The sequence below is a fragment of the Aporhodopirellula aestuarii genome (assembly GCF_023701485.1).
Classification (GTDB): Bacteria; Planctomycetota; Planctomycetia; order Pirellulales; family Pirellulaceae; genus Rhodopirellula; species Rhodopirellula aestuarii.
The window spans coordinates 52115-75944 of record NZ_JAMQBK010000046.1 but is presented as its reverse complement, the minus strand read 5'-3'; the positions used below and the strand labels follow the sequence as shown (position 1 = coordinate 75944).

The 23830-nt window shown below is 57.1% G+C and carries 20 protein-coding genes; 14 read left to right on the top strand and 6 right to left on the bottom strand.

What is annotated here, in order from left to right; translation table 11 throughout:
• Window positions 1-54: 54 nt before the first annotated feature.
• Window positions 55-3252 carry a RecQ family ATP-dependent DNA helicase gene (locus NB063_RS17630; protein ID WP_250930066.1) on the bottom strand — a complete coding sequence of 1066 codons (3198 nt, stop codon included), beginning with the start codon at window positions 3250-3252 and terminating at the stop codon, window positions 55-57.
• A gap of 341 nt (window positions 3253-3593) precedes the next feature.
• Here NB063_RS17630 and NB063_RS17625 point away from each other — a divergent pair, with 341 nt between their 5' ends.
• The 4 genes from NB063_RS17625 to NB063_RS17610 all read left to right on the top strand — a co-directional run bounded on the left by NB063_RS17625 (window position 3594) and on the right by NB063_RS17610 (window position 6202).
• Window positions 3594-4322 carry a methyltransferase gene (locus NB063_RS17625; RefSeq protein WP_250930065.1) on the top strand — a complete coding sequence of 243 codons (729 nt, stop codon included), beginning with the start codon at window positions 3594-3596 and terminating at the stop codon, window positions 4320-4322.
• The gene (locus NB063_RS17620; protein ID WP_250930064.1) at window positions 4319-4474 is read left to right on the top strand and encodes a hypothetical protein; all 156 of its coding nucleotides are present in this window, start codon (window positions 4319-4321) and stop codon (window positions 4472-4474) included. Before NB063_RS17625 ends, NB063_RS17620 begins: the two co-directional genes overlap by 4 nt.
• A 78-nt stretch (window positions 4475-4552) precedes the next feature.
• Window positions 4553-4945, top strand: a complete 393-nt coding sequence (locus NB063_RS17615; RefSeq protein WP_250930063.1) for a hypothetical protein — start codon at window positions 4553-4555, stop codon at window positions 4943-4945.
• A gap of 93 nt (window positions 4946-5038) precedes the next feature.
• Window positions 5039-6202 (top strand): ATP-grasp domain-containing protein, encoded by a 1164-nt coding sequence (locus NB063_RS17610; protein ID WP_250930062.1) that lies wholly within the window; start codon window positions 5039-5041, stop codon window positions 6200-6202.
• A gap of 51 nt (window positions 6203-6253) precedes the next feature.
• Here the strand turns inward: NB063_RS17610 and NB063_RS17605 are convergent, their stop codons facing one another.
• The 5 genes from NB063_RS17605 to NB063_RS17585 all read right to left on the bottom strand — a co-directional run bounded on the left by NB063_RS17605 (window position 6254) and on the right by NB063_RS17585 (window position 10859).
• Window positions 6254-6814 carry a hypothetical protein gene (locus NB063_RS17605; RefSeq protein WP_250930061.1) on the bottom strand — a complete coding sequence of 187 codons (561 nt, stop codon included), beginning with the start codon at window positions 6812-6814 and terminating at the stop codon, window positions 6254-6256.
• Between the two features lie 57 nt (window positions 6815-6871).
• Window positions 6872-8179 (bottom strand): vWA domain-containing protein, encoded by a 1308-nt coding sequence (locus NB063_RS17600; protein ID WP_250930060.1) that lies wholly within the window; start codon window positions 8177-8179, stop codon window positions 6872-6874.
• A gap of 100 nt (window positions 8180-8279) precedes the next feature.
• Window positions 8280-8753 carry a TadE/TadG family type IV pilus assembly protein gene (locus tag NB063_RS17595; protein WP_250930059.1) on the bottom strand — a complete coding sequence of 158 codons (474 nt, stop codon included), beginning with the start codon at window positions 8751-8753 and terminating at the stop codon, window positions 8280-8282.
• A 7-nt stretch (window positions 8754-8760) separates the two neighbouring features.
• The gene (locus NB063_RS17590) at window positions 8761-9279 is read right to left on the bottom strand and encodes a TadE family protein (RefSeq protein WP_250930058.1); all 519 of its coding nucleotides are present in this window, start codon (window positions 9277-9279) and stop codon (window positions 8761-8763) included.
• Window positions 9280-9605: 326 nt separating this feature from the next.
• Window positions 9606-10859, bottom strand: a complete 1254-nt coding sequence (locus NB063_RS17585) for a cell surface protein (protein ID WP_250930057.1) — start codon at window positions 10857-10859, stop codon at window positions 9606-9608.
• A 164-nt stretch (window positions 10860-11023) separates the two neighbouring features.
• On the opposite strand from NB063_RS17585, the gene NB063_RS17580 reads away from it, so the two are divergent.
• The 10 genes from NB063_RS17580 to NB063_RS17535 all read left to right on the top strand — a co-directional run bounded on the left by NB063_RS17580 (window position 11024) and on the right by NB063_RS17535 (window position 23830).
• Window positions 11024-12217, top strand: coding sequence for a glycosyltransferase family 2 protein (locus tag NB063_RS17580; protein ID WP_250930056.1), 1194 nt, complete (start codon window positions 11024-11026; stop codon window positions 12215-12217).
• A 390-nt stretch (window positions 12218-12607) separates the two neighbouring features.
• Window positions 12608-14149 (top strand): SMI1/KNR4 family protein, encoded by a 1542-nt coding sequence (locus tag NB063_RS17575; RefSeq protein WP_250930055.1) that lies wholly within the window; start codon window positions 12608-12610, stop codon window positions 14147-14149.
• Between the two features lie 38 nt (window positions 14150-14187).
• Window positions 14188-14928, top strand: coding sequence for an adenylyl-sulfate kinase (gene cysC, locus NB063_RS17570; protein ID WP_250930054.1), 741 nt, complete (start codon window positions 14188-14190; stop codon window positions 14926-14928).
• Window positions 14929-15275: 347 nt separating this feature from the next.
• Window positions 15276-15545: a 30S ribosomal protein S15 gene (gene rpsO, locus NB063_RS17565; RefSeq protein WP_250930053.1), complete on the top strand. Its 270-nt coding sequence runs from the start codon at window positions 15276-15278 to the stop codon at window positions 15543-15545.
• 528 nt (window positions 15546-16073) lie between these two features.
• Window positions 16074-18323: a polyribonucleotide nucleotidyltransferase gene (locus NB063_RS17560; protein ID WP_250930052.1), complete on the top strand. Its 2250-nt coding sequence runs from the start codon at window positions 16074-16076 to the stop codon at window positions 18321-18323.
• A 604-nt stretch (window positions 18324-18927) separates the two neighbouring features.
• Window positions 18928-19869, top strand: a complete 942-nt coding sequence (locus tag NB063_RS17555; RefSeq protein WP_250930051.1) for a rhomboid family intramembrane serine protease — start codon at window positions 18928-18930, stop codon at window positions 19867-19869.
• 8 nt (window positions 19870-19877) lie between these two features.
• Window positions 19878-20891: a sugar phosphate isomerase/epimerase family protein gene (locus NB063_RS17550; RefSeq protein WP_250930050.1), complete on the top strand. Its 1014-nt coding sequence runs from the start codon at window positions 19878-19880 to the stop codon at window positions 20889-20891.
• A gap of 107 nt (window positions 20892-20998) precedes the next feature.
• Complete coding sequence (locus NB063_RS17545; RefSeq protein ID WP_250930131.1) at window positions 20999-22273, top strand: redoxin domain-containing protein; 1275 nt, start codon at window positions 20999-21001, stop codon at window positions 22271-22273.
• Window positions 22274-22310: 37 nt separating this feature from the next.
• Window positions 22311-23474 (top strand): FG-GAP repeat domain-containing protein, encoded by a 1164-nt coding sequence (locus NB063_RS17540; protein ID WP_250930130.1) that lies wholly within the window; start codon window positions 22311-22313, stop codon window positions 23472-23474.
• The gene (locus NB063_RS17535) at window positions 23471-23830 is read left to right on the top strand and encodes a nucleotide pyrophosphohydrolase (RefSeq protein ID WP_250930049.1); all 360 of its coding nucleotides are present in this window, start codon (window positions 23471-23473) and stop codon (window positions 23828-23830) included. Before NB063_RS17540 ends, NB063_RS17535 begins: the two co-directional genes overlap by 4 nt.

Sequence of the window (23830 nt, the reverse complement as noted above, 5' to 3'; positions counted from 1 at the left end):
ACCGAAGTCGAATTCTAGGAAACACGCCAGCGTGATGCGGCAACGAGTTGGAAATCAGGCCAGAATTCGTCGCAGTTTTGCTTCGCGATCTGGCGTGCCGCCCCAAGCCGGATCGACGGTGTGACCGGCGCGAGCGGCGGCCACGAGGTGCGCCATCAACCCCTCCACGCTAACGCCGCGAATCTCCGCGATCTGTTCGAGGGTGTAACCATCGCGACACAATCGCCATGTCCAATAATCCGTTCGCCACGCTTGTTGATCGGCGCGGATCGAGGCATCGTCGACGGAGGACTCTTCGCCGGTGGGTTCCGGTTCAACGTTGCGTACATGTTGTTCGACACCGGCCGAGCCGTCCGCGTCGAGCACGAGTTCCACTTCGCCGGGATCGGGTAATATGGAAGCCGTGGGCAAGTCCGGTTGAGAAGGCGCAGGAGGTAAATGCGGATAGTCAATTTCGTGTTGCGACATCGTGGTCGCGATCAGCTCCAACAGATCGCTCCCGTACGCTTCCATGAACTCATCACTGATTCCAGACACGCTTTCAAGCTGCGTCGCGTTGGCGGGACGACTTTGTGCGAGTCGTTCGATCGTCGAACCGCTCAAAATTTGATGCGGCGAGACCCCGAGGGCCGCAGAACGTTTCCGCCGGAAACGCTTGATCCGATCGGTCAGCTCGCGAATCAAAATCTGTTCCGGATCCTCGGCAATGATGCTCTTGAGATCGATTCCGCCGAGGGAACTGGGTTTATCTGGAGACGCGTCCGGAGAGGCGTTCGTTGCTGGGGAAACGGCGGACGCGACCGGTTGAACTGGTTCCTCGAATGATTGGTGCGTCGCGGAATTTGGCGGTGCGGGCGTCGAGGGAGTGGCGTTGCGTTGGGGTTCCCGCGTCCGCGATGGATCAGCAACCGGCGCAGACGTTTGAGCGGAGGTTGACGCATCTGGTGTCGGCGATGTTGTCGCGGGCGCGTAGTCAACGGAGTCGTCATCGGCGACATCTCCCGATTCGATTTTCGATGCCGCCTTTGCGAGCTTCTTCGCCAATCGGTGCTTCAGTTGAAAGGCGGCCGGCAGCGGGTCGAGGCGGTTCATCACTCGGCGACCGGGTTCGGTCATGTGAACGGTTGGTCGACGCTCGCTGATCTCTTTCTGTTCGAGCAGACCGGCGGAAAGTAACGAATCCATGACGTCCGCTAATTCGGTTTGCGTCATTCCGGTCAACATGCCGTATGTGCTGAGCCGGTCGAGGCGCAACTGCGTCACGCGTTTGTTCTTGGAACCAGCGAGCATCTGGGCGATCAAGTTTTTGCCCAGCCGGCCGTGTGTTCGAACGACTCCCGACAGCACCACGCGAACGCCGGTGAGCAAAACACGTTCATCGATGTCGGGATGAGCGATCGAGGTGGAAGGCGTCGGCACGTGCGCGGTACCCGTGTTCCCACCCGTCCAGTTCCCATCGCGTATTAGTTTTCCGCCGACCGGATCGCAGCGGTCGCAGCGTGTGCAGTCGGCCGCGTTAGGGTCGCCAAAGTAATCCAAGATGACGCGTTGTCGACATGCCGGAGCTCGGGCGAACTGAATCACCGCTTCGAGTTTTTCGTACTCCGCGGCTTTGCGACGGGCGAGTTCTTCAAAGTCGATGGACAATTGTTCGAAGCGGAGATCGCGACGCGTGATATGAACGGCCCGCCCACGAAACGGAGGCACGTAATCGAACGCGCGCAGTTTGGTCAGTTCGCGGAGCTGCGTCGTTACTTTTGCTCGATCCATGTCGGCGAGCTTCGCAAGCGTGTCGGGGCGCACGTAAACGTCTTCGCCTCTTCGATCACCGACGACTTTTTCAACGGCCGACATCACCCGCCGTTTGATCTTGGCTTCGCGAGGCAGAAAATCCAACATGGTCGGAGCGTCGCTGTCGATCCTGACGATGGCTTGGTTCGATCCGGCGTCGAGCCGTTTTAATACTCCGGCGCGCGCGAGCAGTGTTTCTGATGTGCTAATCGCCTCAGTGCCGTCACGCAGTTCGATAGCGGTGCGCAGTTGGTCGAGCGTTAACTCGATCGGATCCTCCTCGCGCGACAGCAAGAACTCATAAACCTTCTTGACGGTCTCCTTGGAAGGATACCGGTTCTCTATGAAGAACTCCTGAATCTGGCGATCGAAATACGCAAACAGTAACAGGCAATCGCTCATCTCGCCGTCACGTCCCGCGCGGCCGGCCTCTTGGTAATAGGCTTCCAACGAGCCGGGGATGTTGAAGTGGACGACGAAACGGATGTCCGATTTATCGATCCCCATCCCGAACGCGTTCGTCGCCACGATCGCCGATAACTCGCCCTTCATGAACGATTCTTGAATGCGACGCCTTTCATCAGGATGCAGCCCGGCGTGATACGCACCGACTTTGCGCCCCGTCTTTTCGGGCAACCACTCGGCGATCTCTTCACAACGCTTACGCGTCGCGGCATAGATGATTCCGGTGCCGTCGCGACCGCGCAAGTATTTTTGCAGCGTGTCGCGTTTGGCAGCGTCGTTGTTGCACGACTCGACGCCGAATTTCAGGTTGGTCCTGGCGAACCCCGTCACGAACACGCGAGGTTCTTTGAGATTGAGCAGTTCGCAAATGTCATCGCGAACCGTGGGGGTCGCTGTCGCCGTCAGCGCGATCGTCTGCACGCCGCCCAAATAGCGATCGCGGAATTTACCCAGACGCGCGTAGTCGGGACGAAAATCATGCCCCCATTCGCTGACGCAGTGGGCTTCATCGACGGCGAGCAAGGTGATGTCGGCCTTCCCGACGGCATCGAGAAAGAGTCCGTTTCGAAGCCGTTCGGGGGCGACGTACACGAGATCGAGTTCGCCCCGCGCCATCGCGTCCATCACGGACTCTTGCTGGGCTTGAGAGAGCGAACTGTTGATCAATTTCGCGCGGATGCCCCGAGACACCAACGTGTCGACTTGGTCCTTCATCAACGCGATTAGCGGTGAAACCACGATCGTGGTGCCTTCTCGCGCCAGCGCAGGCAATTGGTAACACAGGCTTTTGCCGCCACCGGTCGGCATCACGCACAAGCAATCTTCGCCCGACGCGAGTGCATCGACAACTCCGCGTTGTCCCGGACGGAACGATGTCAGACCGAAACGTGGCAACAGGGATTCGGGATCATTCGTTTTCAGCCGGACGACGCGAGACTGCGCCGTTGCCGAAGGGGCGGCCGAGGATGCGGTCGATGTGGTCGCGGGCGGTGTCATCCGAAACGCCTGGGCGGGAGGTGAGAGGGGAAATGAGAAGAGAATTGACCGAATGTCGCCGAAACGCACGAACGATTTTGAGCGTCCGGTTGCGAGGTCCGAGTCGATACGTCCGTCCACCGGACATCGTGTCGCAGGTGAGTGATAACCGTTATATCAAATTCACGACTTTGACGTAGCTCGTCGCCAGATAGACCTTAGGCGGTGATTTGATACACTACGGGTGTGCAGTGTTTCCCCAATGAGCCGCTCGAGGAGTGTCTCTTTCGAGGCTGTGTGTTTTGTCGACTCGGACGGACGGCGAGCGAAGAGCATGGTCGCATCCGAATCGCAGCTTATACATGCGACTGAGTCATCTGGTCTATCCGATCGTCCAACCGATTCTTCGGATGCTGCGCCGCAACCCGATTCTTATTCGAGCCGTCTTTGGCGTCCGTTTGCCTTCCGGTGTCGCTGTTCAATACGACCCGACGACCGTGCTGCTGTCGCGAACGATGAAGGATTTGGTCGGTGAATTACTTCAACAAGTCGATCGCGAGGCTCCCGTCCGCCTATTGGAGATGGGAATCGGCCAAGGGGCGCTGGTGAGCCTTTCGGTAGCGGCGAGTTACCCCCCCGAACGAATCAAGGTAGACGGAGTTGACTGTTCCGCGAGTCGCGTAAATAGTTCTCAAGAGGTTGCCAGGTTTAACGACAGTGACGCCCATTTCTGGGTCAGCGACCTGTTTTCCGACATCCCAGCGGAGTCGGCCTACGATTTCATCTATTTCAACCCACCCTACGTACCGACCCGCACCGGACAGGAATTACAGCTCACCCGCCGGCTCGAAGTTGACGGGGATCAAATGTGGGACGGTGGGGATGACGGAGCCGATGTGCTGAGGGAGTTTTTGGACCAATCGCGAGCATACTTGGCTCCGGGCGGTTGCGTGGTGTTTGGTGTTCAAGAGATCTTCTTGCCGGACTCACTGGTTCGCGTCGTGATGAAGCCGTATGGTTTTCGAAACGTCCTTAAGAAGAAGCCTCGATGGCTGCCCAGTACCGTTTATGTCGGATACGCTGCAAAATGAAGCTGGACAATGAGACGCCCTGTCGCAAACTCAACGACCTGTCACAAACTCAACACAGTGGAGAGGTCCGTCCGAAGTCGCTCCCGCCCTATTCGCTGCGAATGCAGACGCAGACGATTGCCAACGATCCTACCAACGATGTCGCGATCTGACCGCCGACGCCGTAATCGACCCTGTTCACGCCCAAATCTGTCTTACATTTCCTACCCGACCTTCACGGAAACTTAGCCATGCGTCTGACGAAATTAATCTTTACGGCACTGACCATTGGTGTCGCTTCGCTGGGATTCGGATTGACCGGATGCGACAATGGCGGCGGTTCAGAGTCGAAGGCGAAAACTGATGGCTTTGAATTAAATTGGGGCAGCGGCAGCGTGAAGATTGACGGCGATGGCGGCGTGGATGTTCAGGCACCTGGCGTCGATGTCAAGCGAAAGGCTGGCGAGGGCGTCATCGTCCGTACGGACAATGTTGATGTGGACGTGGCTCCTGGCAACGGCGTTCAAGTGAAGACTCCGGATACCGCTGTCGACGCCTCACTCCAACGCGGCGTGAACGTGAACTCACCGGGCGTCCAAGTCGAAACCCGATGGAATGAACCGGCCCCTGAATCCAACCGATAGTCTGTTCGCAATCGCGGCGTCGCCGAGTTTTTCGAGTCGTCGTCGCAGCGAAGGACTGCATCCCTTTTTTCCATCTCGGACGGACCGTCTGTCATGAATGACAACGCCCCTGGACTCTCCCCCAATTCTCCCCGAGTTTTCATCGCTGAGTATCTCAGTGGTGGCGGTATGTTTGACACTCCGCCGCACGCCATCCCTGATTCGTTGCTCGGCGAAGGCAGTTCAATGTGGCGGGCGATGGTCGAAGATTTCTCTCGGTGGGCACACGTGCGAACGCCGGTTGATCCGCGATTGAAGTTCCCTAAATTCGACACACCGAACATCGAGGTTGTCGCCATGGAAACTTGTCCGGCACCGTGGAGTCAATGGATTTCGGTGGCTTCGGGTTGTGACTTTGCTGTCGTCATCATTCCCGAGAACGATGGCTTGTTGACGAAAGGGATTTCGTTGATGCGGGCGGCTGGGATCGAAGTTCTTGCCCCCAACGGTAACGCGATCGGTTTGACGGGTGACAAGTGGGCGACCGCGAAATGGCTACACAAGGAGGACATCGCTCATCCGGTGACCTGGTGTATCGAACGACGCACCAAGAGCACGCAGGAGCGACCCTACGTGTGCTCGCGGCCTCTGTCGGCTGGCAAAACAAGTCCGCTGTTTAGCGATTTTCCCGAAGGGGGCTACATCGTCAAACCACGTGATGGTTGCGGCGCGATGGACGTCAGACGCTACAACGAGCTCGAACCGGCGCTCGCTTCGATGCAGGAACGCGAAATCACGCAGCAGCGCCTGGTGGGGCGTTCGGCATCCGTCGTGTTGACCGGCCATCGTACGAGCGGAAAGGTCAACATGCTACCCGCGGTCTGGCAGACGATAGAGGACGTCCCACGAGAGATCGGCGACGACGGACACGCAACGAGCCAATTGGTATATCGAGGCGGATGTGGGCCGGTGCCTGCTGAGATGCAGTTGCGTGCGCAGGCACTCGTTTCACGCGTTATCCAAGCGTTACCAGGGAAGTTCAGCGGATTTGTTGGGATCGATTTGATCTTGGGGAAAAACGCGAACCATGACGCCGTTATCGAAATCAACTCGCGTCTGACGACGTCCTACATCGGGCTTCGCCGAATGACGGATCAGAATCTAACCCGGTTGGTATTCGACGTAAGCGAAAAGGTCCCGACGATCAGTGTTCCCACTGAATCGGTTCAGTGGTGTGTGGGAGAATGTGCCACCGCATTGCCAGGCTGTCGTTCCTGACCCTTTTTTCGAGGGCCGAACCGCACCACGATCGGTCTTCCGGTGGGCCGACTAGTGCCGCGGTGCGTCCGCTTTGAGTTCCATCAAACGCTGCTTGCGATGCCACAGCACCGTCCCCTCAGCGAGCGGTCCATGATTGGCGTCTTCGGGACGAAGTGTCGCTTGGATTTCTTCAGCGACTTTAAGCTGTTGTTCGATTTCCTCGACTTCGCGATACCAAATTTGATAGGCGGCGGTTTTGTCGGGGCGGTCGACACATTGTTCGCGCCACAGGCGTTCTCGCCGGCGATCCAGTAGTTCGCGATCTTTTCTACGCGCTTCTTCGCGAATCCGTTCGTTCTCGAGCTGTCGCTCGGTCAGTCTCTCGGCTTTTGATCGTGACACCGGGCTCGCGGTCACATCGGTCGAAACGCGGCTCTGCTCACTGATCATTCCAACGCTGATCCGAAGTCCCAAACCGCAGAGCAGGATGACGCTGAGCATCGCGCCTACAGACAGCAACGCCTTCGACAACGAGTTGTTCTTTGGCGTCGGGGTATGTGGCGATCCGTCTTTGCCGAGATGGGCAGAGACGGATTGGTTGCTTTCATTTTGGAATACGCTGTTGCTCATATACTACGAGTGTAGGTGACTCATGTGCAGATGAAGGTAAAAGCTGCGTCATTTTGACTACTTTGTCAAAATCGTCGGCAAGTTGTTGGCAATCTCTTCGAATGCACTGACCAGTTCACTCCCCGACGATGCGTGGTAGTGCTTGCCGGCACCGATCCGGGCGACTTCCTGCATGTCGGCTTGATTTGCACCGTCGCTGAAGGTCACCGTTTGGATGTTGACGTTGTCGTTGCTCATCATCGTCCGAGCAACATCATCAGGATCGATACCGGAGTTGTGGTTTCCGTCGGTCATCACAACCATCGTCTTGGACGCGAATGGCCGAGCGTTGGCGTGTTCAAAGGCAAGTTCGCCTTGTTGCATCCCGCGGCCGATACCCGTCCCGCCGCCCGTGCTCAGGGAGTCCACGATGTTCCGGACGTCGTCATAGTCGTGGGTTAGGTAGATGTCGAGTGTTCCATAATTGGAGTAGCTGGCGATCGAGACCTGTTCGTTTTGCGGAGTCTCGTCGAGCACGTCAAGGAATGCGTTCACGGCGACAACCAAGTTTTCCCATGGGGTTGGTGGCCGAGGTCCGAGATCGAGGTATTCCTCCCACATAAACTCTTTGTAAGTGTTTTCGTCCTGTCCGCTGGAGTAGTAGGCATAGCCGCGTCGGTCGTAATAGATGATGTCGGCGTCTGCCGCGGCATTCATCGCCGATCGGCTCCACATGTTGAATCCAGACGGCCAGTCGTAATCGGGCCATTCCATCGATCCGCTTCGGTCGAGTACCAAGGAAATATCGCGGTCGACCTGCATCGCAACGCTGGTCGTGGTGGGCGAAAAGTCTTTGCGTGACATCAGGCTCGGGAAGATCAATTCGACCTTACCGCCTTGCGAAGAACCGTCGCGTTTGGCATTGATCCGCACCGAACTCACTGTCAACTCGTTCCCGTCCACTTGGCTGGTCGGAATTTTGTTGAACACGAATCGCCCCGCGGATCCCTCCTGCTCGGAGTACCCGAATTCGATCTCGTTGAAGCCGTCAGAAGTGCTTAATTGCAGAGGTTCGTTGTTAACGTCATTCAGCGCCGCGGTGATCATAGCCGCTTGTTTTGCCGCGTCGACAGTTTGCTCTTCGCTGAACGTTCGTCCGGCCGAACGTGCGGCGGCATCCGAAGCAATCATCAGCTCGGTTTTGGTGAGCTGCATGTGTGCCGAGTTGATCGCGAATGCGGCGAGAATCGCGAGGACAGGCAACACGACGGCGAGCAACACCGTGACACCACCATGACGCGGGCGCGATTGGATTTCCAAAAAGTTGATACGCGATCTGGCGTCAACACAATGATCTCGGTGACGAGCGAGGGGGGAATGGTGCATGGTGATAGACTCGTTCAAATTGAGTGAGGCAAAGGCGTGAGAGAGTTTGACAACAGGGCCCCCCCGGGCCGCGTTCAATCGAGTGGATTTTGGCTGTGCGTCATTGTTCGTAGTAACCGCTGTATCGTTCGGTTTGCATGTTGGCCGTCGACTCGAGCTGGATTCCGCCCAAGAACATCGGCAAGAAGAATGCGACATCATCAAGCTCGACCGCGACACGAACCGAAACCTCTTCGGTTTCGTCGGAGATCGGGCTACAGGTGACTGTGTATCCGCTGCTAAAGATCGCACTCATGATGCGTTCACCTTCGGCTTCGGCTTCGGCTGCCGTGGCACCAGGCACGATCGCCGCACGGGCCGCAAAGTACGCGGCATCTTGCGCGAGGTTGCGTGCCATGTTCATTCTCGCAAACTCCATGCACGTGAAGATCGTCACGATCAATACGTTGCACACGAGTGCGAATTCAACCAACGTCGCCGCGACGCGTTTTGGGCCGCGTTTGGCGGGCCTTCCGCGTTGAGAGCGACGCCCCTTGGGAGCGAGCGTCGTTCGTTTTCGATTGAGCGATTTCATGATACGACTACTCTTGGTTCTGGAATTCTTTGCGCATGGTGACACGAGAGGTCAGCACGAGGTCCCCATACAATCCTGCCGGTGCGGCGAGATTGCCTGCTGCAGGAACCGTGACGACGAGTGTCACGTGTTCGAGTGTTTCGGCGTTGTCGAAAGTCGCCCCTTCAAACGTGATGCTGCCACCGCCGTAGTCGATTCCCCGTTCGTTGAGCACTTGCTGCACCCGGGAAATCGCTGCCGCGTTGGTACCGCCACGGTTGACTCCGCGTCGAGCACCCTCGTAGGCGGCGATCGAGATGGTCTCTTTCAAAAAGAACACCGAGCACAAATCAATCGTCGCGAGTGTGAGGGTCATCAGAACAGGCAAGCAGATCGCCACTTCAGCGGTCGCTGTTGCGGCGCGTTTGATGCCGAGAAATCCACCGCCATGACGTGTCGAGCGGACACGGCGAGGAGCACGTCCGAAGCGAAACCGACGGTTCGATCGGTCGTTGTCGGCTGGCGTGATGCGTTTAGGAGCGTTCATGATGCAAAAAATCTCGGTTCCCGAATTCTCCGGTGCGTGGCATGGCACGCGGATGTGACAACCAAGAGAAAAGTTGGGTTGGTGAACAATTGGCGATAGATCGGTGAATATCCATCGAGAAGAAAGCCTTCCAACGAAAGTCCGGGAGGTTCCTCTAGTAGCAACCCTAGGTCAGGAATCCCAAGGATGTCGCAAAATTCAGTGATTTTTGCTTGCGTATCCGCTGTCGTCGGACTCGCTCGCAAAACGACCGGCGGCGCGACGAAAAACCCCACGACTCGCAACGCGGGTCGTGGGGTTTGAGGAATTTCGATTGAGTTGAGGGACTAATCGGTTAGCGACTCGCCGCGAGCGTAACGTCCCAAGGTGGCCTGATACTTCCGTTTGCCTTCTTCGACACTCTTGCGAATCGCCTTCGTGCTCTCTTCACTCTCCTTGCGGAGGTCGGCGATCATTTGCAGCGATTCGATCTGGAACCCGCTGATCGCGTCGACGAGTTTCTGCACCGATTCCGGATCGATTGTGCTGCCGTAGCCGGCCTTCAAAGCCGCCCGTTCGAGCTCACGTCCGAGGCTGGCGACATCCTCGAGGCCGCGGTTGACACCGTCTTTCATCGCCTCGGTCGCTTGCGTGACTTCGTGCAACCCGTGCTGGCTGGTGTACACCGTGCCCAGGATCGTGAAAACGTGTTCATTGGTGGTGAAAAATGTCACGGCCCGGCGGAACACGCGTTCTTTTACGTCGTGCGTCTGTTTCAGCTTGGTGATCAGCGTTTCGCCGACGTCGTAACCTATTTCGAGGTTTTCGGCGATGTCCTTGAGCAATTGATAGGTTTTGTCTTCTTTTTCGAAGCGGTGTCGGGCTTCGTCACGCCGGAGTTCGAGTTGGCTCTTGCCGCCTTCGTCGGTGCCCGCATAGTTATCGAGGGCGGTCTGGGCTTCGGCGAGACCGTTTTTTGCGGCTTCCAGAATCGGCAGGTGTTGGTCGAGCAGTTCGCGAGCGAGTACTTCGGATTCTTTCAACGCAAACCGGAAATCGATGTACGCGTCCATGATTTGCTCTTCCGATTTCAGAGCTGCTTTCGTGTCTTTGGCGACGGCCCCGTACACTTCGACGATCTGTTCAAAGCGGTCACTCGGCGTGCCACGCCGCATTTTCATCCACCAATTCGAAACCTTTTCGGTGCCGCTGATTTTGCCGTCATCGAGCTGCGCGATCAGCCGCTTGCTATCGTCGCGAATCGAATCAAACATCTGTGCAATGTCCATGTAGCGGTTGCCGATCTCGACACTCTCGACGTTCTCACGAACCAACGCGTTGAACGAACTCATGTGTTTGATGACTTCGGCGATCGCGAGCACTTTGGCTTCGTCGAGGTACTTCACATCCTCGAGCAGCGTGATTAATTCCTGAGGAGCTTCGTTTTTGGCCCCTCCAAATTTTTTGAGAGTTTCCAAGGCCCGGTCGAGATAGTCCCGCATCGACGTCGAACGGGTATCCAAACCGGTTTGCGAAGGCTGTGTTTGCGATTGCGACCGGGGTGCATCATCCGGAGCGTTGGCTTGTGCTTGCTGGCTCATGGCCCAAAACTCGTAATAGCGGAAATAGGGGGGAGGGAATGTGTCACCTACAAGGTAAGCGTCGGTGAATCAGGCCGCAATCAGCCGTCATCACCACTCGCGTGCACAAGAGGCATCACGTTGGGACGCGGCAAATGATCGCCTTAACTGCATCTCGTTTCCCAATGCTCAAACTACGCTGTTGGACCGGACGCTCATCAGAACACTTGACCAGCACAATCGTTGCGATCGGAGTTGTCGGTACACCCTACCGAACTGTTCGCCGCAGAATCATCTGGATTTTGGGGGAACTCGCGACCGGCATAAGGATCGTTCCCCATAGTTCCGTTGGCGAGCATCTGCTCGACACCGTTGAACTCACTCACTGGTGCGAGCGATCGTCTTTCTCAGCAACACAGAGTAATGGGCATATGGCAACTTCAACGATTCAATCACCGAGCAAAAGCGGTTCAGTCACCGGCGCACTGAGTCCGACCCAACACACACCCAGACTCGACGACATCTCGACACTGGACTATGTCCCAACGTTGGAAGCCGTCGTCGATGACAATTTGCTCGCGGAGTCAGAATCGTGTTCGTATGCCGATGATGTGTTGCAGCGGATTGATGACACGCTCGATCTGATCGCCGAGGCACAGCACGTCGCGGCCGGTAATGCACCCATCACGTCGTTCGATATTTCGATCATCGTCCCGGTCTACAACGCACGTGAGAGTTTGCCTGAAGTGCTCGCACGTATCGACGAAGTCATGCCGATGTCGTGCGAAGTGATCGTGGTTGATGATGGCAGTACCGACGGCAGTTGGCATTTTGCGCGAGGGCTGATGCCTAAATCGAATCTCAAAGTGCTGCATCGTCGCAAACATCATGGACGCGGTTCGGCAATCCGCATGGCCCTGCGACATACGACCGGACGCGTTGTTGCGATCCAAGACGCCGACATGGCGTACGATCCTGCCGATTTGCTCGGTGCGATTTGGCCGATTCTCGAGGAGAAAGCGGACGCGGTTTATGGATCGCGTCGGCTCCGACGTGACACTCGCCGCGGCATCTCGCTCGCGTCGCGATTGTCGGGTCGGATCACGACTCTGATTGCCAACCTGGCAACGGGTATGAAGATTTCCGACATGGAAAGTTCGCACAAGGTTTTCAATGGCGATCTGATTCGATCACTCGAACTGCGAGAATGCGATCGCGGGTTCGACGCCGAAGTGACCGCCAAGGTCGCTAGAAGGGCGAAGGTTGTGATGGAGGTCCCGACCAGCTTCGAAGGGGAATTCCTCGACGAACAATTTCGCCCGAGTTTTTCGACGCTGATGCAGACCGTTCGCGGTTTGATTCGATACCGCGCCGCCTGATGCGACGCGGAGGTTTGATTCGAAGCACCGGCATAGGAGTCATCGCTGGCTGATCAGCGGTTGGATGTGATTTTTTCGCTCGCGCATTTTGCAGCGCCGGCAATTCACGGTTGACTGTGAATCGCAAACGCTTGCGGCAAACGGGTGCCGACTTGGGAGCGTTTCGCACCGCTGCGAGACGGCGGAGTCCGCCCCCCGGTATGAAACGGAAGTTTTCGGTACAATCAGATTTCGTGTCGCGAGGCATTCTCCATCGAAAACCGTTTGTCTTGCGTTTGGTAGGATCAGACCGCTACTCTGGCGAGCGTGAGATGGCCTTTGCCGTCACTCGCCATTCTTTTCTTCGCATCAGTCTGACCGGACGGCCGATCTGGCCTCTCATAATAGAACGTGACCATTCCGCATTCGACTACCGACGACGACTCTGCGGCTGAAAATGGAAATGCTGCGAGTCTGAACGCGCCCCAGAGGCGTCAGGGCGACGGTTCGGTAAGTTGGTCACAGCAGTTGACCAATCGATTCGGGATCGAATTCAACGATGACCTCTGTCACTGGTGGGATGAACTGTGCATGCTCGGTCCTGGCTCGAACCAGCCGGGAGCTCAGGATTTGCATTGGGGCGAGTTTCGTTACGCGGCCACGCCGCAAACGTTGCTGTCGATGGTCCCTGATCCGATTTGGCCGCCCTTAATGCCGCCGAATTTCCTGCCGCTGGTGGGCAATGGAGCCGGTGATTGGTTGTGTCTTCGCTTGATCGACCCCGACGTCGCGGCACAAACCGGCATCACGACCGATATCTGTCAGTGGTATCACGGTGGCGGCGATTGGCTGCCTTGGGGCACTCGATTGGCTGAGGCGTTTCTTTTTGATTGGTCGCTCGCCAAACTTCCACAGTCGGATCGGCGTCATGCCGAACCGGCCCAGGATGACTCGTCCGAAACTGTCTTGGGCGTGGCACCGACGCCCCAACCATTGGACTGGGAGAGCCACGCGTGGAGCCGCTGGGTCGCGGAATGCTTGCCCGCCGTCCACGCCATCGATTGGAAATCAGCGGACGATCCGCAGCGTCTTGCCAGCGAAATGCTGCAGCATCGGTTGTGCGAAACGCCTGTTCGCTGCCAACTGGTGATCGATGCACTTTCGAGCGAACTCGCCGGGCATTTGGCCCCCAAGATTGCTCACGATCTGGGAATGGCCTGGAATGATTTGATGCGTTGGTCGTTCGATCTACGCACCATGCCACCTGAGATCGCCGAACGCCTGCAGCAGGCGTTGCAAATGCCGGCGCACGCTTATGATCCAGCTCAGCAACGTTGGGACGAAGTCGCTAATCACGCCACCAAGATTTGCCAGTCCAACGTTGATTTGTCGTGGGGGCACGACTTGCTGGGATACGTTCGATGGTCCGCGGGTGACATGCAGGCTGCCGAGGCGGCGTTTTCTCGAGCACTGCGTTGTAGCGTTTTCACCGACCAGAGTGTCCGGCTGCGAACCCACTGGGCCACGTCGTCCGACGGCGTCGCCAAGTTTTCGGCTCGCTTTCTGGAGCAGATCACTTCATCAGCCGACTCGAATTCGGCGTCCGGCAACGGCCACGAAGACCGGCTCCCCGATCAAATCGGACGCCTGCCTAACGCGATCGAACGCGACCGGTTGCTGTCGTACTTCGGCCGGTGCACCGCCGACGGAGCCTCCTCGGTCCGCAAAGAGTACTCTCAGATGCTGATCGACGAGGCCGCGCAATCCTCGTCGCCAGCCACGTCCGCCCGCCTGCTGTACGCCGCCGGATGGGATCTCGGAGCCGAACCGCTGAGACGGTATGGTGAGCTGCTCGATCGATACATCCAGGCGTGCCAGGATGCCGGATGGAGCGGTCATGAACGTCTCGCGGGCGTGCACCGAGACGGCCTGAAGGCTCGATACAATTTGTAAATTGCTGCTTCCTGAACAAGACTCCATCGATCCGCAACATGAACGACAACATCGGGCCTTCCGCCGGCACTTCTGATCCCTCCGCAAACAGTGACGCGACCGAAAAGAACATCTCGCAGAACATCGTGTGGCACGAAACGACGGTCGATCGAGCCGCGCGGGAAGCCAACCTGACGCAGCGCGGAACCGTCGTGTGGTTCACCGGACTGAGTGGATGCGGGAAATCGACGATCGCCAATGAACTCGACGGGCTGCTGATTGCGAGAGGCGCCGCGGCGACGCTACTCGACGGAGACAACGTTCGACATGGACTGTGTGCGCCACCGTCTGGGCTTTCCGGCGAGCATGGTGAGGCATTCGCTGAGCGATTCGGACTCGGGTTTTCACCGGTCGATCGCGAAGAGAACATCCGCCGGATCGGGGCGGTCGCGGCGTTGATGGCCAATGCTGGGCTGATCACGCTGGCGGCTTTCGTCAGCCCTTACCGACGAGACCGCGACCGAGTGCGGCGGATGGTCGAGTCGGATGGGAAGCCGGGCGATTTTCTGGAGGTTTTCGTCGATACTCCGTTGGAAATCTGCAAACAGCGGGACCCCAAAGGCCTGTACAAAAAAGCAATCGCTGGCGAAATCGCTCACTTCACGGGTATCAGCGACCCGTACGAGGCCCCAGAAGCCCCCGAAATCCACCTCAAGTTCCGGGAGGGGATGACTCCAGCGGACGCGGCAGCTGAGATTTTGCAAGCGATGGTCGATCTCGGCAGATTCACCGCACGTTGAGCCTTCCGCGACCCGATACAAGACAGGCTGTCGTCCGTCCGGCTTGGGGGCTCATTTGGCACCCCATCTGACGGACTCAGCTTGAGGTTTTTGGGCACGCGATTGAGCCCGTTTCGGCAGGCGAACGTGATTGGGGTGAGCGGCGGGCACCCCTACGTAGCGGAGCGGCAATAACGTTAGTACCCCCGCAGCAAAATCCAAAATTACGCCCGTGAGGGTCGATTTGACGTTGCGTTCACAGGGGGGCACGTTAGACTTCGCGGGCAAATCATTTAATTTAAACTTGGGTCTGACGCGGATGGCATGTGACCTCCGTATTGGATTCATCTAGGAAACAGTTTCTCCGCATGACGATCTCGAAAGAACGTAAGAAAGAAGTGGTCACCGAGCACGGCGCGACCGCAAATGACACCGGTTCCCCTGAAGTTCAGATCGCGATTCTGACCGAACGGATCAACGGATTGACCGAACACATGCGAACGCACCGTAAGGATTATGCTTCGCGTCGCGGCCTGCTCGGCTTGGTTAGCCGTCGTCGGCGTTTGCTCGACTACGTTCGCGCTCACGATCCACAGCGATACCTGGACGTTATCGCCAAACTCGGTATCCGCAAGTAGTTCTTGTCAGATCGGTCGTCGGCGCGGTCCTTCGACCGTGTTTGGGTCGGCCATCGGGGCAGAACCCCGGATTGGTTGTTAACGAGTGCTTTCACTCTCTTTGCTGCTGCGATGGACTGCTGACGAAACCCCGGTTTCCGCGGCAGTCCGTTCGAATCCGAACGTTTCAATCTCGAGACGTTCGCTGCAGATCCAAGCGGACCGTTCACCCCAGGTGAACATCTCTTATATGTCCATTCACGCATGGTTTCGACGATCGACTGATCGAACCCACGCAGGTGAAAGCGGCATGGTCTTTCTCGAGCCATGCTGCGGTGATGTTCGAGTCGGTAGAGTGCGTCGAGACGACGCCACCGACATTCATTGCTTCCCATCGATCGCTGTTTTGCATCCGTCGGTTCCCGTGCCCGCAGATAGGGCTGGATTCGTTGGACGGTGTCTCGCGGTCGGTCGATTGTTTCGGGGTTGTTGGCGGTAGTAAGCCGCCGTTTTGTTGTTTGTAGGAAAAGAAAGAAAATAGAGGTTGCGGTGAGTATTCACAAAATTCGCGTCGAGCGAAAAATCGGCGATTCGGTCATGTCCTTTGAAACGGGGCACGTCGCTAAACAGGCCGCCGGCAGTGTGCTGGTGCAGTACGGTGACACGGTGGTCCTGGTGGCCGCCGCTTCGGGAGCCCCTCGTCCAGGCATCGACTTTTTTCCGCTGATGTGCGACTACCGCGAGCGGCTCGCCGCTGCTGGTAAATTCCCTGGCGGATTTCTGAAGCGGGAAGGTCGGCCGAGCACCAAGGAAATCCTGAGCTCGCGTCTGATGGACCGCCCGATTCGTCCCCTGTGGCCAAACGGCTTCATGGACGAAGTGCAAATCCAAGCGATGGTCGTCGCGAGCGATTTGCAAAACGATGGCGACGTGCTCGCCATGAACGGAGCCAGTGCGGCGCTGCACGTCAGCCCGCTGCCGTTCAAAGGCCCGATCTCAAGCGTTCGGGTTGGTAAAGTCGACGGCAAACTCGTCGCATTCCCGACCTTCGATCAACTTGAAGAGTCCGAGCTCGACATGATCGTCAGCGGCAGCCGAGACATGGTCGCCATGATCGAAGGCTTTGCCAATGAAATGCCTGAAGACGAAATGATGGAGGCGATTCAGTTCGCCCATAACGTCATTCGTGAAGTGATCGAGTTGCAAGAAGAACTCTACGCCAAGGTGAACCCAACCAAGGTTCCTTACGAAGAGCCTGCCGATGACGGCCTGTTCGGTCGTCTCAACGACGCATACTACGATGAATTCCGTGCCGCTCAGCAAACGTCGGGCAAGTTGGCTCGCGCCGAAGCTGTTCGTGTGCTGCGTGACCGTGCGATGGGCGAAGTGATTCCTGACCCCAACGCCGAAGGCGCCATCTGCATCAATCGATTCAAGAAAGTCTGGCACGACTTGGAAGAAAAGGTCGTCCGCGACTTGATCAGCGCCGGCACCCGGCCCGACGGTCGTGATCGCAACTCGCTGCGAGCGATCCACTGCGAAACCGACTTGTTGCCTTGCGTTCACGGTTCGGCGTTGTTCCAACGTGGCGAAACCCAAGCATTGGTGACCATTGCTCTGGGAACCAGCCGTGACGAACAGCGCGTTGACGGTCTGCAAGACGAGTACAGCAAGAAGTTCATGCTCGATTACAACTTCCCTTCCTACTCGGTCGGCGAATGCCGTCCGATCCGAGGACCGGGACGTCGCGAAATCGGTCACGGCTCTTTGGCTGAGCGAAGTGTTGCTCCCGTCTTGCCGCCCGCAGATGCGTTTCCTTACACCATCCGCGTGATCAGCGACATTACCGAGTCCAACGGTAGCTCGTCGATGGCTTCGGTTTGCGGTGCGACCCTCGGCCTGATGGCTTCTGGCGTTCCGATCAGCAACCCGGTCGCGGGTATCTCGGTGGGGATGGTCCAAAATTCGGCTGACGATTGGCACCTGCTTACCGACATCCTCGGAACCGAAGATCACTTCGGCGACATGGACTTCAAGATTGCAGGTACCCAAAACGGTATCACCGGTATCCAACTCGACCTCAAGATCACCGGTATTGGCGAAGACGTCATCCGTGCGACGCTCAAGCAATCGCGTGAAGCCCGTATTGAGATCTTGAAGAAGATGCTCACGACGATCCCACGTCCACGACGTGAAATCTCGTCGACCGCACCTCGTTTGCTCCGCACAAAGATCTCGCCCGATAAGATCGGTGCCCTGATCGGACCTGGCGGAAAGAACATCCGTGGTATCCAAGAATCGACCGGCGCCGTGATCGAAGTCGATGACGACGGCACCGTCCTCGTCGCTAGCAGCAACAAAGAATCTGCTATGGAAGCGATGAAGCAAGTCGAAGCCTGCACCGCGACCGTTCAGATCGGCAAGATCTACGACGGGATTGTCAGCAGCATCAAGGAATTCGGTGCGTTCGTCGAAATCCTTCCTGGCCGTGACGGACTCGTTCACATCAGCGAAATGAGCGGTGGCTACATCAGCAGCCTCGACCGCGTCGTTGCCGTTGGTGACGAAATGAAGGTCCTCGTGATCGACGTCGATGAGCATGACCGCGTCAAGCTCAGCCGCCGTCGTGCACTCGAAGAACTCGGTCTAGACGATCCTTTGGCTGCTGAACTCGAAGAGAACGCTGGTGGCGAAGGTGGTGAGGGTGAAGAACGCCCACGCCGTCGCCGTGGCGGCGGAGGCGGTGGTCGCGGACCTCGCCGGGATGGTGGTGGCGGTGGCGGACGCTCCCGCGACTAAAGCACGTTTTGCCGGGAACGCAATTCTCGGCAGGCGAAGCGTGCTCTCCTAACGAGGCGACTCGCTCTGGCAAAAATGCAAACGCTCTTCATCCCGCCCCGTTACCTTGGGGCGGGGTGATCGAGCCGAGCATCTCAAGAGTCGAGCCATGCACCTCCGGTGTCATCGGGTGGAAGAAACGCTTTGCCGCGTCGTGACAAATCTCGTGGCTCTTTCGTGTCTCTATCAACACGGATCGAGTGCATTCTGGGAACGGACGTAGGCTTTCAATAGATAGCTACGTTCACCGGAACGTGGTTCATCGTCTGGCTACGGTGGCTACAGCAAAAAAGAGTTTGCTCTCGTCAACCTTCCCTCAAAAGAAGAATGACCGGGCACCGAGTAATTCAGCAATCAATCATCAACGGCGGCTCGAGGCATTTCCTTCAAGCCGCCGTTTTTTCAATCGCTCGTGGTTGATGTAACTCGCCCGATTGAAAAACGGTCACGGTGAATTGAAAATGGGCCTATCATGTTCCAGTGGACCATTGGCTCTCTTTGAATAGTCGGTTTGGCTATTCGCGTATCTACGATTGGCATCATTCTCGACGAGGCTTAGCTGACGATGGGGATCTACGATCGCGACTACGGTCGCTCTGAACGAACGCCCTGGGACCGCATCGAAAACCCACGCAGCATGTTGATTGTCTTGATCGTGATCAACGTCATCGTCTACGTGCTGCAGTTGCTGTTCATGCACAGTGTGCAGAGTACGACGGCGGACGGACTCGAAGTGCTCAATACCGGAAAGCAAAGCTACATCGACGAAATCTTTGCGGTCCGCGGAGTTTCGCTCGTCCGGCCCTGGCTATGGTTCCAGACGCTCACCTACGGGTTCCTGCACAACACGGGAAATATCTTCCACCTCGTCTTTAATATGTTCCTGCTCTTCGTCTTTGGACGACCGATTGAACAGCGGCTTGGCGGTCAAGAATTTTTGAAAACCTACCTCGCCGCGATCATCTTCGGTGGGATTGTCGCGATGATCTCTCCGTGGATTTTGTCGGCGTTCATGCCCGCGGCGTCGGTCCACTCGATGACCTTGGGGGCCAGCGGCGGTGTGGTTGCCATGATCGTGATCTTTGCCTGCTTTTTCCCGAATCAAGAACTGTTGTTCATGTTCGTGTTCCCCATGAAGGCTTGGGTGCTCGCGAGCCTCGTGGTCGTCATGGATTTGCTCGGTGCGGCGGGTCTAGCGGGCAGCGCGACCGCTTTCGACGTTCACCTCGCCGGCGCCCTTTTTGGGTTTCTGTATGTGAAACGTCGTTGGGATTTCCAGTGGATTGATTTAACCCGCTTGGCGGATTTGCCCGGGCAGCTGCAACTGCGATCTCGTCGAGCTAAACTAAAGATCCACGATCCGGAAAGGAAAATTCGCGAAGAAGAACGGGAAGCAGACCGAATTTTGGCTAAAATTCATCAGTCCGGTGAATCCAGTCTGACGGCTCGCGAACGCCGGACCCTCGAACGATATAGCCGTCGAAAACGCCAATCACGCGAAACCTAGCGAAAACGATGCCCAGCGCCCCACGAATCAGCCGCCGCACCGCCTCCGGGTTAACCGCCGCGGCAGCCCTCACCTCCTGGCTCGCTCGGCCATTGCTCAGCTTCGCGGATGAACCTGCGGCCGATCCTGCAAACGGAGCCCCCCCTGCCGAGGAGACGCAGTCTGGCGAATCAACGCCGCTGGGGAATTCATCGCTGCCCTATCTCGATCGCATCGGTCTGCAACTCTACACCGTTCGCGACCAAATGGCGGCGAACCCGGAAACGACGCTCGCCGCCATCGCGGCTGCCGGTTACTGGCAAGTCGAACTGATGAACATCGACGAGGGAGCGATCAAGATTGCAGCGATCGCCCGTGACCACGGCCTCGCCGTTCACAGCGGATTTCTCGATTTCAATATCATCACAGATCCGAAACGCGAAGGTGTCGCTTCGCTTTCAGAAACGCTCGATATCGCTGAACGCATCGGGCTGCGTCACGTCGTGTTTGGTTACATCGCCAAGAACCAACGTGACACCGCGGACAAGTGTCGTAAGATCGCCGACTCCGCCAACGCCGCCGCGGATCAAACGCGGGCGGCCGGGATGCGGATGTGCTACCACAACCACTCCTTCGAGTTTCAACCGTTCGCAGTCGACTCGGGCAAAGAGAATGATGCCTCACCGTTGACGGCCTATGACATTTTCACCGAACGGTTTGATCCCCATCAGATGGAATTCGAACTCGATGTGTTTTGGGCAAAAATTGGAGGCCACGATCCGCTCGCGATGATGAGGCGTCTCGCCGGCCGAATCAGCCAAGTCCATCTTAAGGATTTGTTGTCGGGCACGCCCGTGATCACCGACGAATCTCAAGTCCCCAAAGATGCCTTTCAAGAACTCGGCGATGGCACGATCGACATCCCCGCCGTCATGCGATTGGCCAAGGAGATCGGGGTCGACGAATGCCACGTTGAACAAGATCAATCGCCTGCACCGCTTGAGAGTATCGTGCAGAGCTATCAGTTTTTGAAGACGAAATAATCTCTCCCGACACACACCGGACCTAAATCCCAGTGAAGATCAATCTCCCCGGCCTCGGCGTTTCTCCTAGTCTCCGGTGCAACGGATTGTTGGCGATTGTGGTTTTGATCGTCGGCAATGTTTGCTTCGTATCTCCCGCGTTCGCCGACTCCGACTCGACCGCGAATGCGTTCCAACCTAGCGAAGAGGTCAAGGCCACCCTGCTGCCATTGTTCACCGCGATCGCAGATGCGGATGTGTCTCGCACCAAGGTCGAATTGTCCGTCGAAACCGTCATGCATGGTGAGATCGTCTCGAACGAAAAATCGACATTTCAAATCGCGTCGAAATTTCCCGGCAAGTACACCATCTATCACAAATCCGAGGAAGAACGGAAGCGGCTTTATTCCGACGGGGAAACCAGCACCGTGGCGATGTCGCCCGAAGCCTACTACGTGCTGCCCGAAGCACTCAACAACCAAACGCTCGTCACTCGAACACCCATCGGGCTCGGCCCCTACCCCGAGCCGATGCTCGCCCTTTCTGTCGCCGGCGTCGATCCCTCGGTGACGTTCTTTGGCGGCATGCTCTCAGTCTCGATTGTTGGACAAACGCAATTCCGTGGCCGGGTGGACTCGATTCATCTGCATGGCGAACAAGACGACGGAGTCGTTTGGGATTTGTGGATGACCGACGAGAAACAACCACGCCCGCTTCGGTTGCTCGTTAACCTGACGCCGATGTTGATCGCGACGGGACAAGTTCGTGTTCCCCAAGGCTACGAGCTCTCGTTGCGTTACGACTTCGTTTCCTGGCGGATGTCGGGTGAAGTCGATGACAGGCTATTCCGATTCATTGCCCCGAAAGACGCGACGAAATACGAGTCACTCGCCGACTACCAAAAACAGACGGCGGTCCGGCTCGGTAGTCATCCGCTGCTCGGCAAAGCTGCCCCCGACTACACGCTCACACTGCTCGACGGTACGGAGATTTCTTCGGATGATCTCAAGGGCAAGACTGTCGTCCTGGACTTTTGGGCGACATGGTGCACCCCGTGTATCCAAGCGATGCCGATCATCAAGGCGGCCGTCGACGAATTCAATGACCAAGACGTCGTGTTCTACGCTGTCAACGTTGCCGAAAACGCGTCACTGGTTAACGGATTTGCCGGCGAACAAGACTGGGGTGTTGACGTTGCTGTCGATCCCAAAGGCACGATGATCGAAACGTTCTCCGCGGGAAAGATTCCCTTAACGCTGGTGATCGCACCGAGCGGAATTGTGGAAGCGGTGCACGTCGGCTATCCGGGTAAGGAAGCGTTAAAAAAACAGTTTCAGGACGAACTTGACGTCCTCACCCAAGGTGGGCGGATCGCCACCTCGCAACCCCAGAAGGCGGATTAGGATGAGTCGAATCAGTCAGTTTTTACTGCTCACTTGGATGATTGCACCTGCTGTTCCCTGCGTCGCCGATGAGGCTCTGCAGTTTGACATTCGGTTGCTCACCGTTGACGCCAACGAGGGGATCGCCGCGGGCGATGTGGATGGTGACGGAAATCTCGACCTCGTTGCCGGACGAAACTGGTATCGCGGTGGCGACTGGTCGCCACGGCCGCTTCGAAACATCGATGATTGGAACGGTTACGTACAGAGCAATGGCGATTACCTGTTCGACGTCGACGGTGATGGACGGCTCGACGTCATTGCCGGCTCGTTTCTGCCGACGCAGGTTCAGTGGTTCCGAAATCCCGGCGAAGAAGGTCTGCGGCTAGGCAAGCAGTGGCAAGCCAATCTGCTCGTCGATACAGGTGCATCGGCAAACGAAGGGCAATTACTCGAAGACATCGATGGTGACGGAAACCTCGAATGGATCGTCAACAGTTGGAAGGCGGATTCGGCGATGGTCGTGTGGCGTTTGCTACCTAAGTCTGCCGAGAAGGTTAATGCGAAATCGGCCAATCGCCCTGCCGCCTATGAGATCAAACGCCAACTGATTGGCGAGAACGCGAACGGTCACGGGATCGCGATCGGCGATATCAGCGGTGACGGCCGCAAAGACATCCTCGTGGGCAACGGATGGTACGAACAACCTGCCGAAAATCCGTGGGAGCAAACGTGGACGTATCATGCCGATTGGAATATCCACTCGAGTCTTCCGATGATCGTGACCGATCTCGATCAGGATGGCGACAATGACCTGATTTTTGGAAACGGTCACGACTTTGGACTGCAGTGGTGGGAGAACCAGGGCATTGCCGAAGCTTCATCAGGGACGATTCAGTGGCAGGAGCATCCGATCGATCGAAGCTACTCGCAACCGCACTCGATGATCTGGAAAGATCTCAATGGCGACGGCAGCCCTGACTTGATCACAGGTAAACGCTACTACGCCCACAACGGACGAGATCCAGGCGGCCAGGACGTTCCCTGCTTGTACTGGTATCAATGGAACCCAACGTCAAAATCGTTCACCCGTCACACGATCGATGAGGGACGCGTCGGTACCGGCCTGCAAATCGTCGTCGAAGATTTGAACCACGACGACAAAATGGACATTGCCGTGGCTGGCAAGAGCGGCACTTATCTTTTGATTGCCAAACCATGATGGATGATCGCGGCAACGACTCAGGCCCTCTCACCATCGGTGACGCGCAGCGTTGTGTCGACCAGTGGATCCAAACGATCGGCGTCCGCTACTTCAACGAGCTTACGAACCTCGCGCAGTTGATGGAGGAAGTCGGCGAAGTAGCTCGAATTTTGTCTCGCAGTCATGGAGAGCAATCGAGCAAACCGGGGGAGTCGCCCGGCGAACTCGCTGACGAACTCGCCGACGTGATGTTCGTGCTGATTTGTCTCGCAAACCAATCGGGTATTGACCTCACTGAGGCTCTGCGAAAGAACCTCATCAAAAAGACGCACCGAGATCGAGATCGGCATCAGAGCAACGACAAGCTCCGCTAG

What these genes read in the sequence shown, in the direction of transcription:
- NB063_RS17630 (WP_250930066.1), bottom strand. Translation starts at nt 3,252, where the DNA reads ATGACACCGCCCGCGACCACATCGACCGCATCCTCGGCCGCCCCTTCG.
- NB063_RS17625 (WP_250930065.1), top strand. Translation starts at nt 3,594, where the DNA reads ATGCGACTGAGTCATCTGGTCTATCCGATCGTCCAACCGATTCTTCGG.
- NB063_RS17620 (WP_250930064.1), top strand. Translation starts at nt 4,319, where the DNA reads ATGAAGCTGGACAATGAGACGCCCTGTCGCAAACTCAACGACCTGTCA.
- NB063_RS17615 (WP_250930063.1), top strand. Translation starts at nt 4,553, where the DNA reads ATGCGTCTGACGAAATTAATCTTTACGGCACTGACCATTGGTGTCGCT.
- NB063_RS17610 (WP_250930062.1), top strand. Translation starts at nt 5,039, where the DNA reads ATGAATGACAACGCCCCTGGACTCTCCCCCAATTCTCCCCGAGTTTTC.
- NB063_RS17605 (WP_250930061.1), bottom strand. Translation starts at nt 6,814, where the DNA reads ATGAGCAACAGCGTATTCCAAAATGAAAGCAACCAATCCGTCTCTGCC.
- NB063_RS17600 (WP_250930060.1), bottom strand. Translation starts at nt 8,179, where the DNA reads ATGCACCATTCCCCCCTCGCTCGTCACCGAGATCATTGTGTTGACGCC.
- NB063_RS17595 (WP_250930059.1), bottom strand. Translation starts at nt 8,753, where the DNA reads ATGAAATCGCTCAATCGAAAACGAACGACGCTCGCTCCCAAGGGGCGT.
- NB063_RS17590 (WP_250930058.1), bottom strand. Translation starts at nt 9,279, where the DNA reads ATGAACGCTCCTAAACGCATCACGCCAGCCGACAACGACCGATCGAAC.
- NB063_RS17585 (WP_250930057.1), bottom strand. Translation starts at nt 10,859, where the DNA reads ATGAGCCAGCAAGCACAAGCCAACGCTCCGGATGATGCACCCCGGTCG.
- NB063_RS17580 (WP_250930056.1), top strand. Translation starts at nt 11,024, where the DNA reads ATGCTCAAACTACGCTGTTGGACCGGACGCTCATCAGAACACTTGACC.
- cysC (WP_250930054.1), top strand. Translation starts at nt 14,188, where the DNA reads ATGAACGACAACATCGGGCCTTCCGCCGGCACTTCTGATCCCTCCGCA.
- rpsO (WP_250930053.1), top strand. Translation starts at nt 15,276, where the DNA reads ATGACGATCTCGAAAGAACGTAAGAAAGAAGTGGTCACCGAGCACGGC.
- NB063_RS17555 (WP_250930051.1), top strand. Translation starts at nt 18,928, where the DNA reads ATGGGGATCTACGATCGCGACTACGGTCGCTCTGAACGAACGCCCTGG.
- NB063_RS17550 (WP_250930050.1), top strand. Translation starts at nt 19,878, where the DNA reads ATGCCCAGCGCCCCACGAATCAGCCGCCGCACCGCCTCCGGGTTAACC.
- NB063_RS17540 (WP_250930130.1), top strand. Translation starts at nt 22,311, where the DNA reads ATGATTGCACCTGCTGTTCCCTGCGTCGCCGATGAGGCTCTGCAGTTT.
- NB063_RS17535 (WP_250930049.1), top strand. Translation starts at nt 23,471, where the DNA reads ATGATGGATGATCGCGGCAACGACTCAGGCCCTCTCACCATCGGTGAC.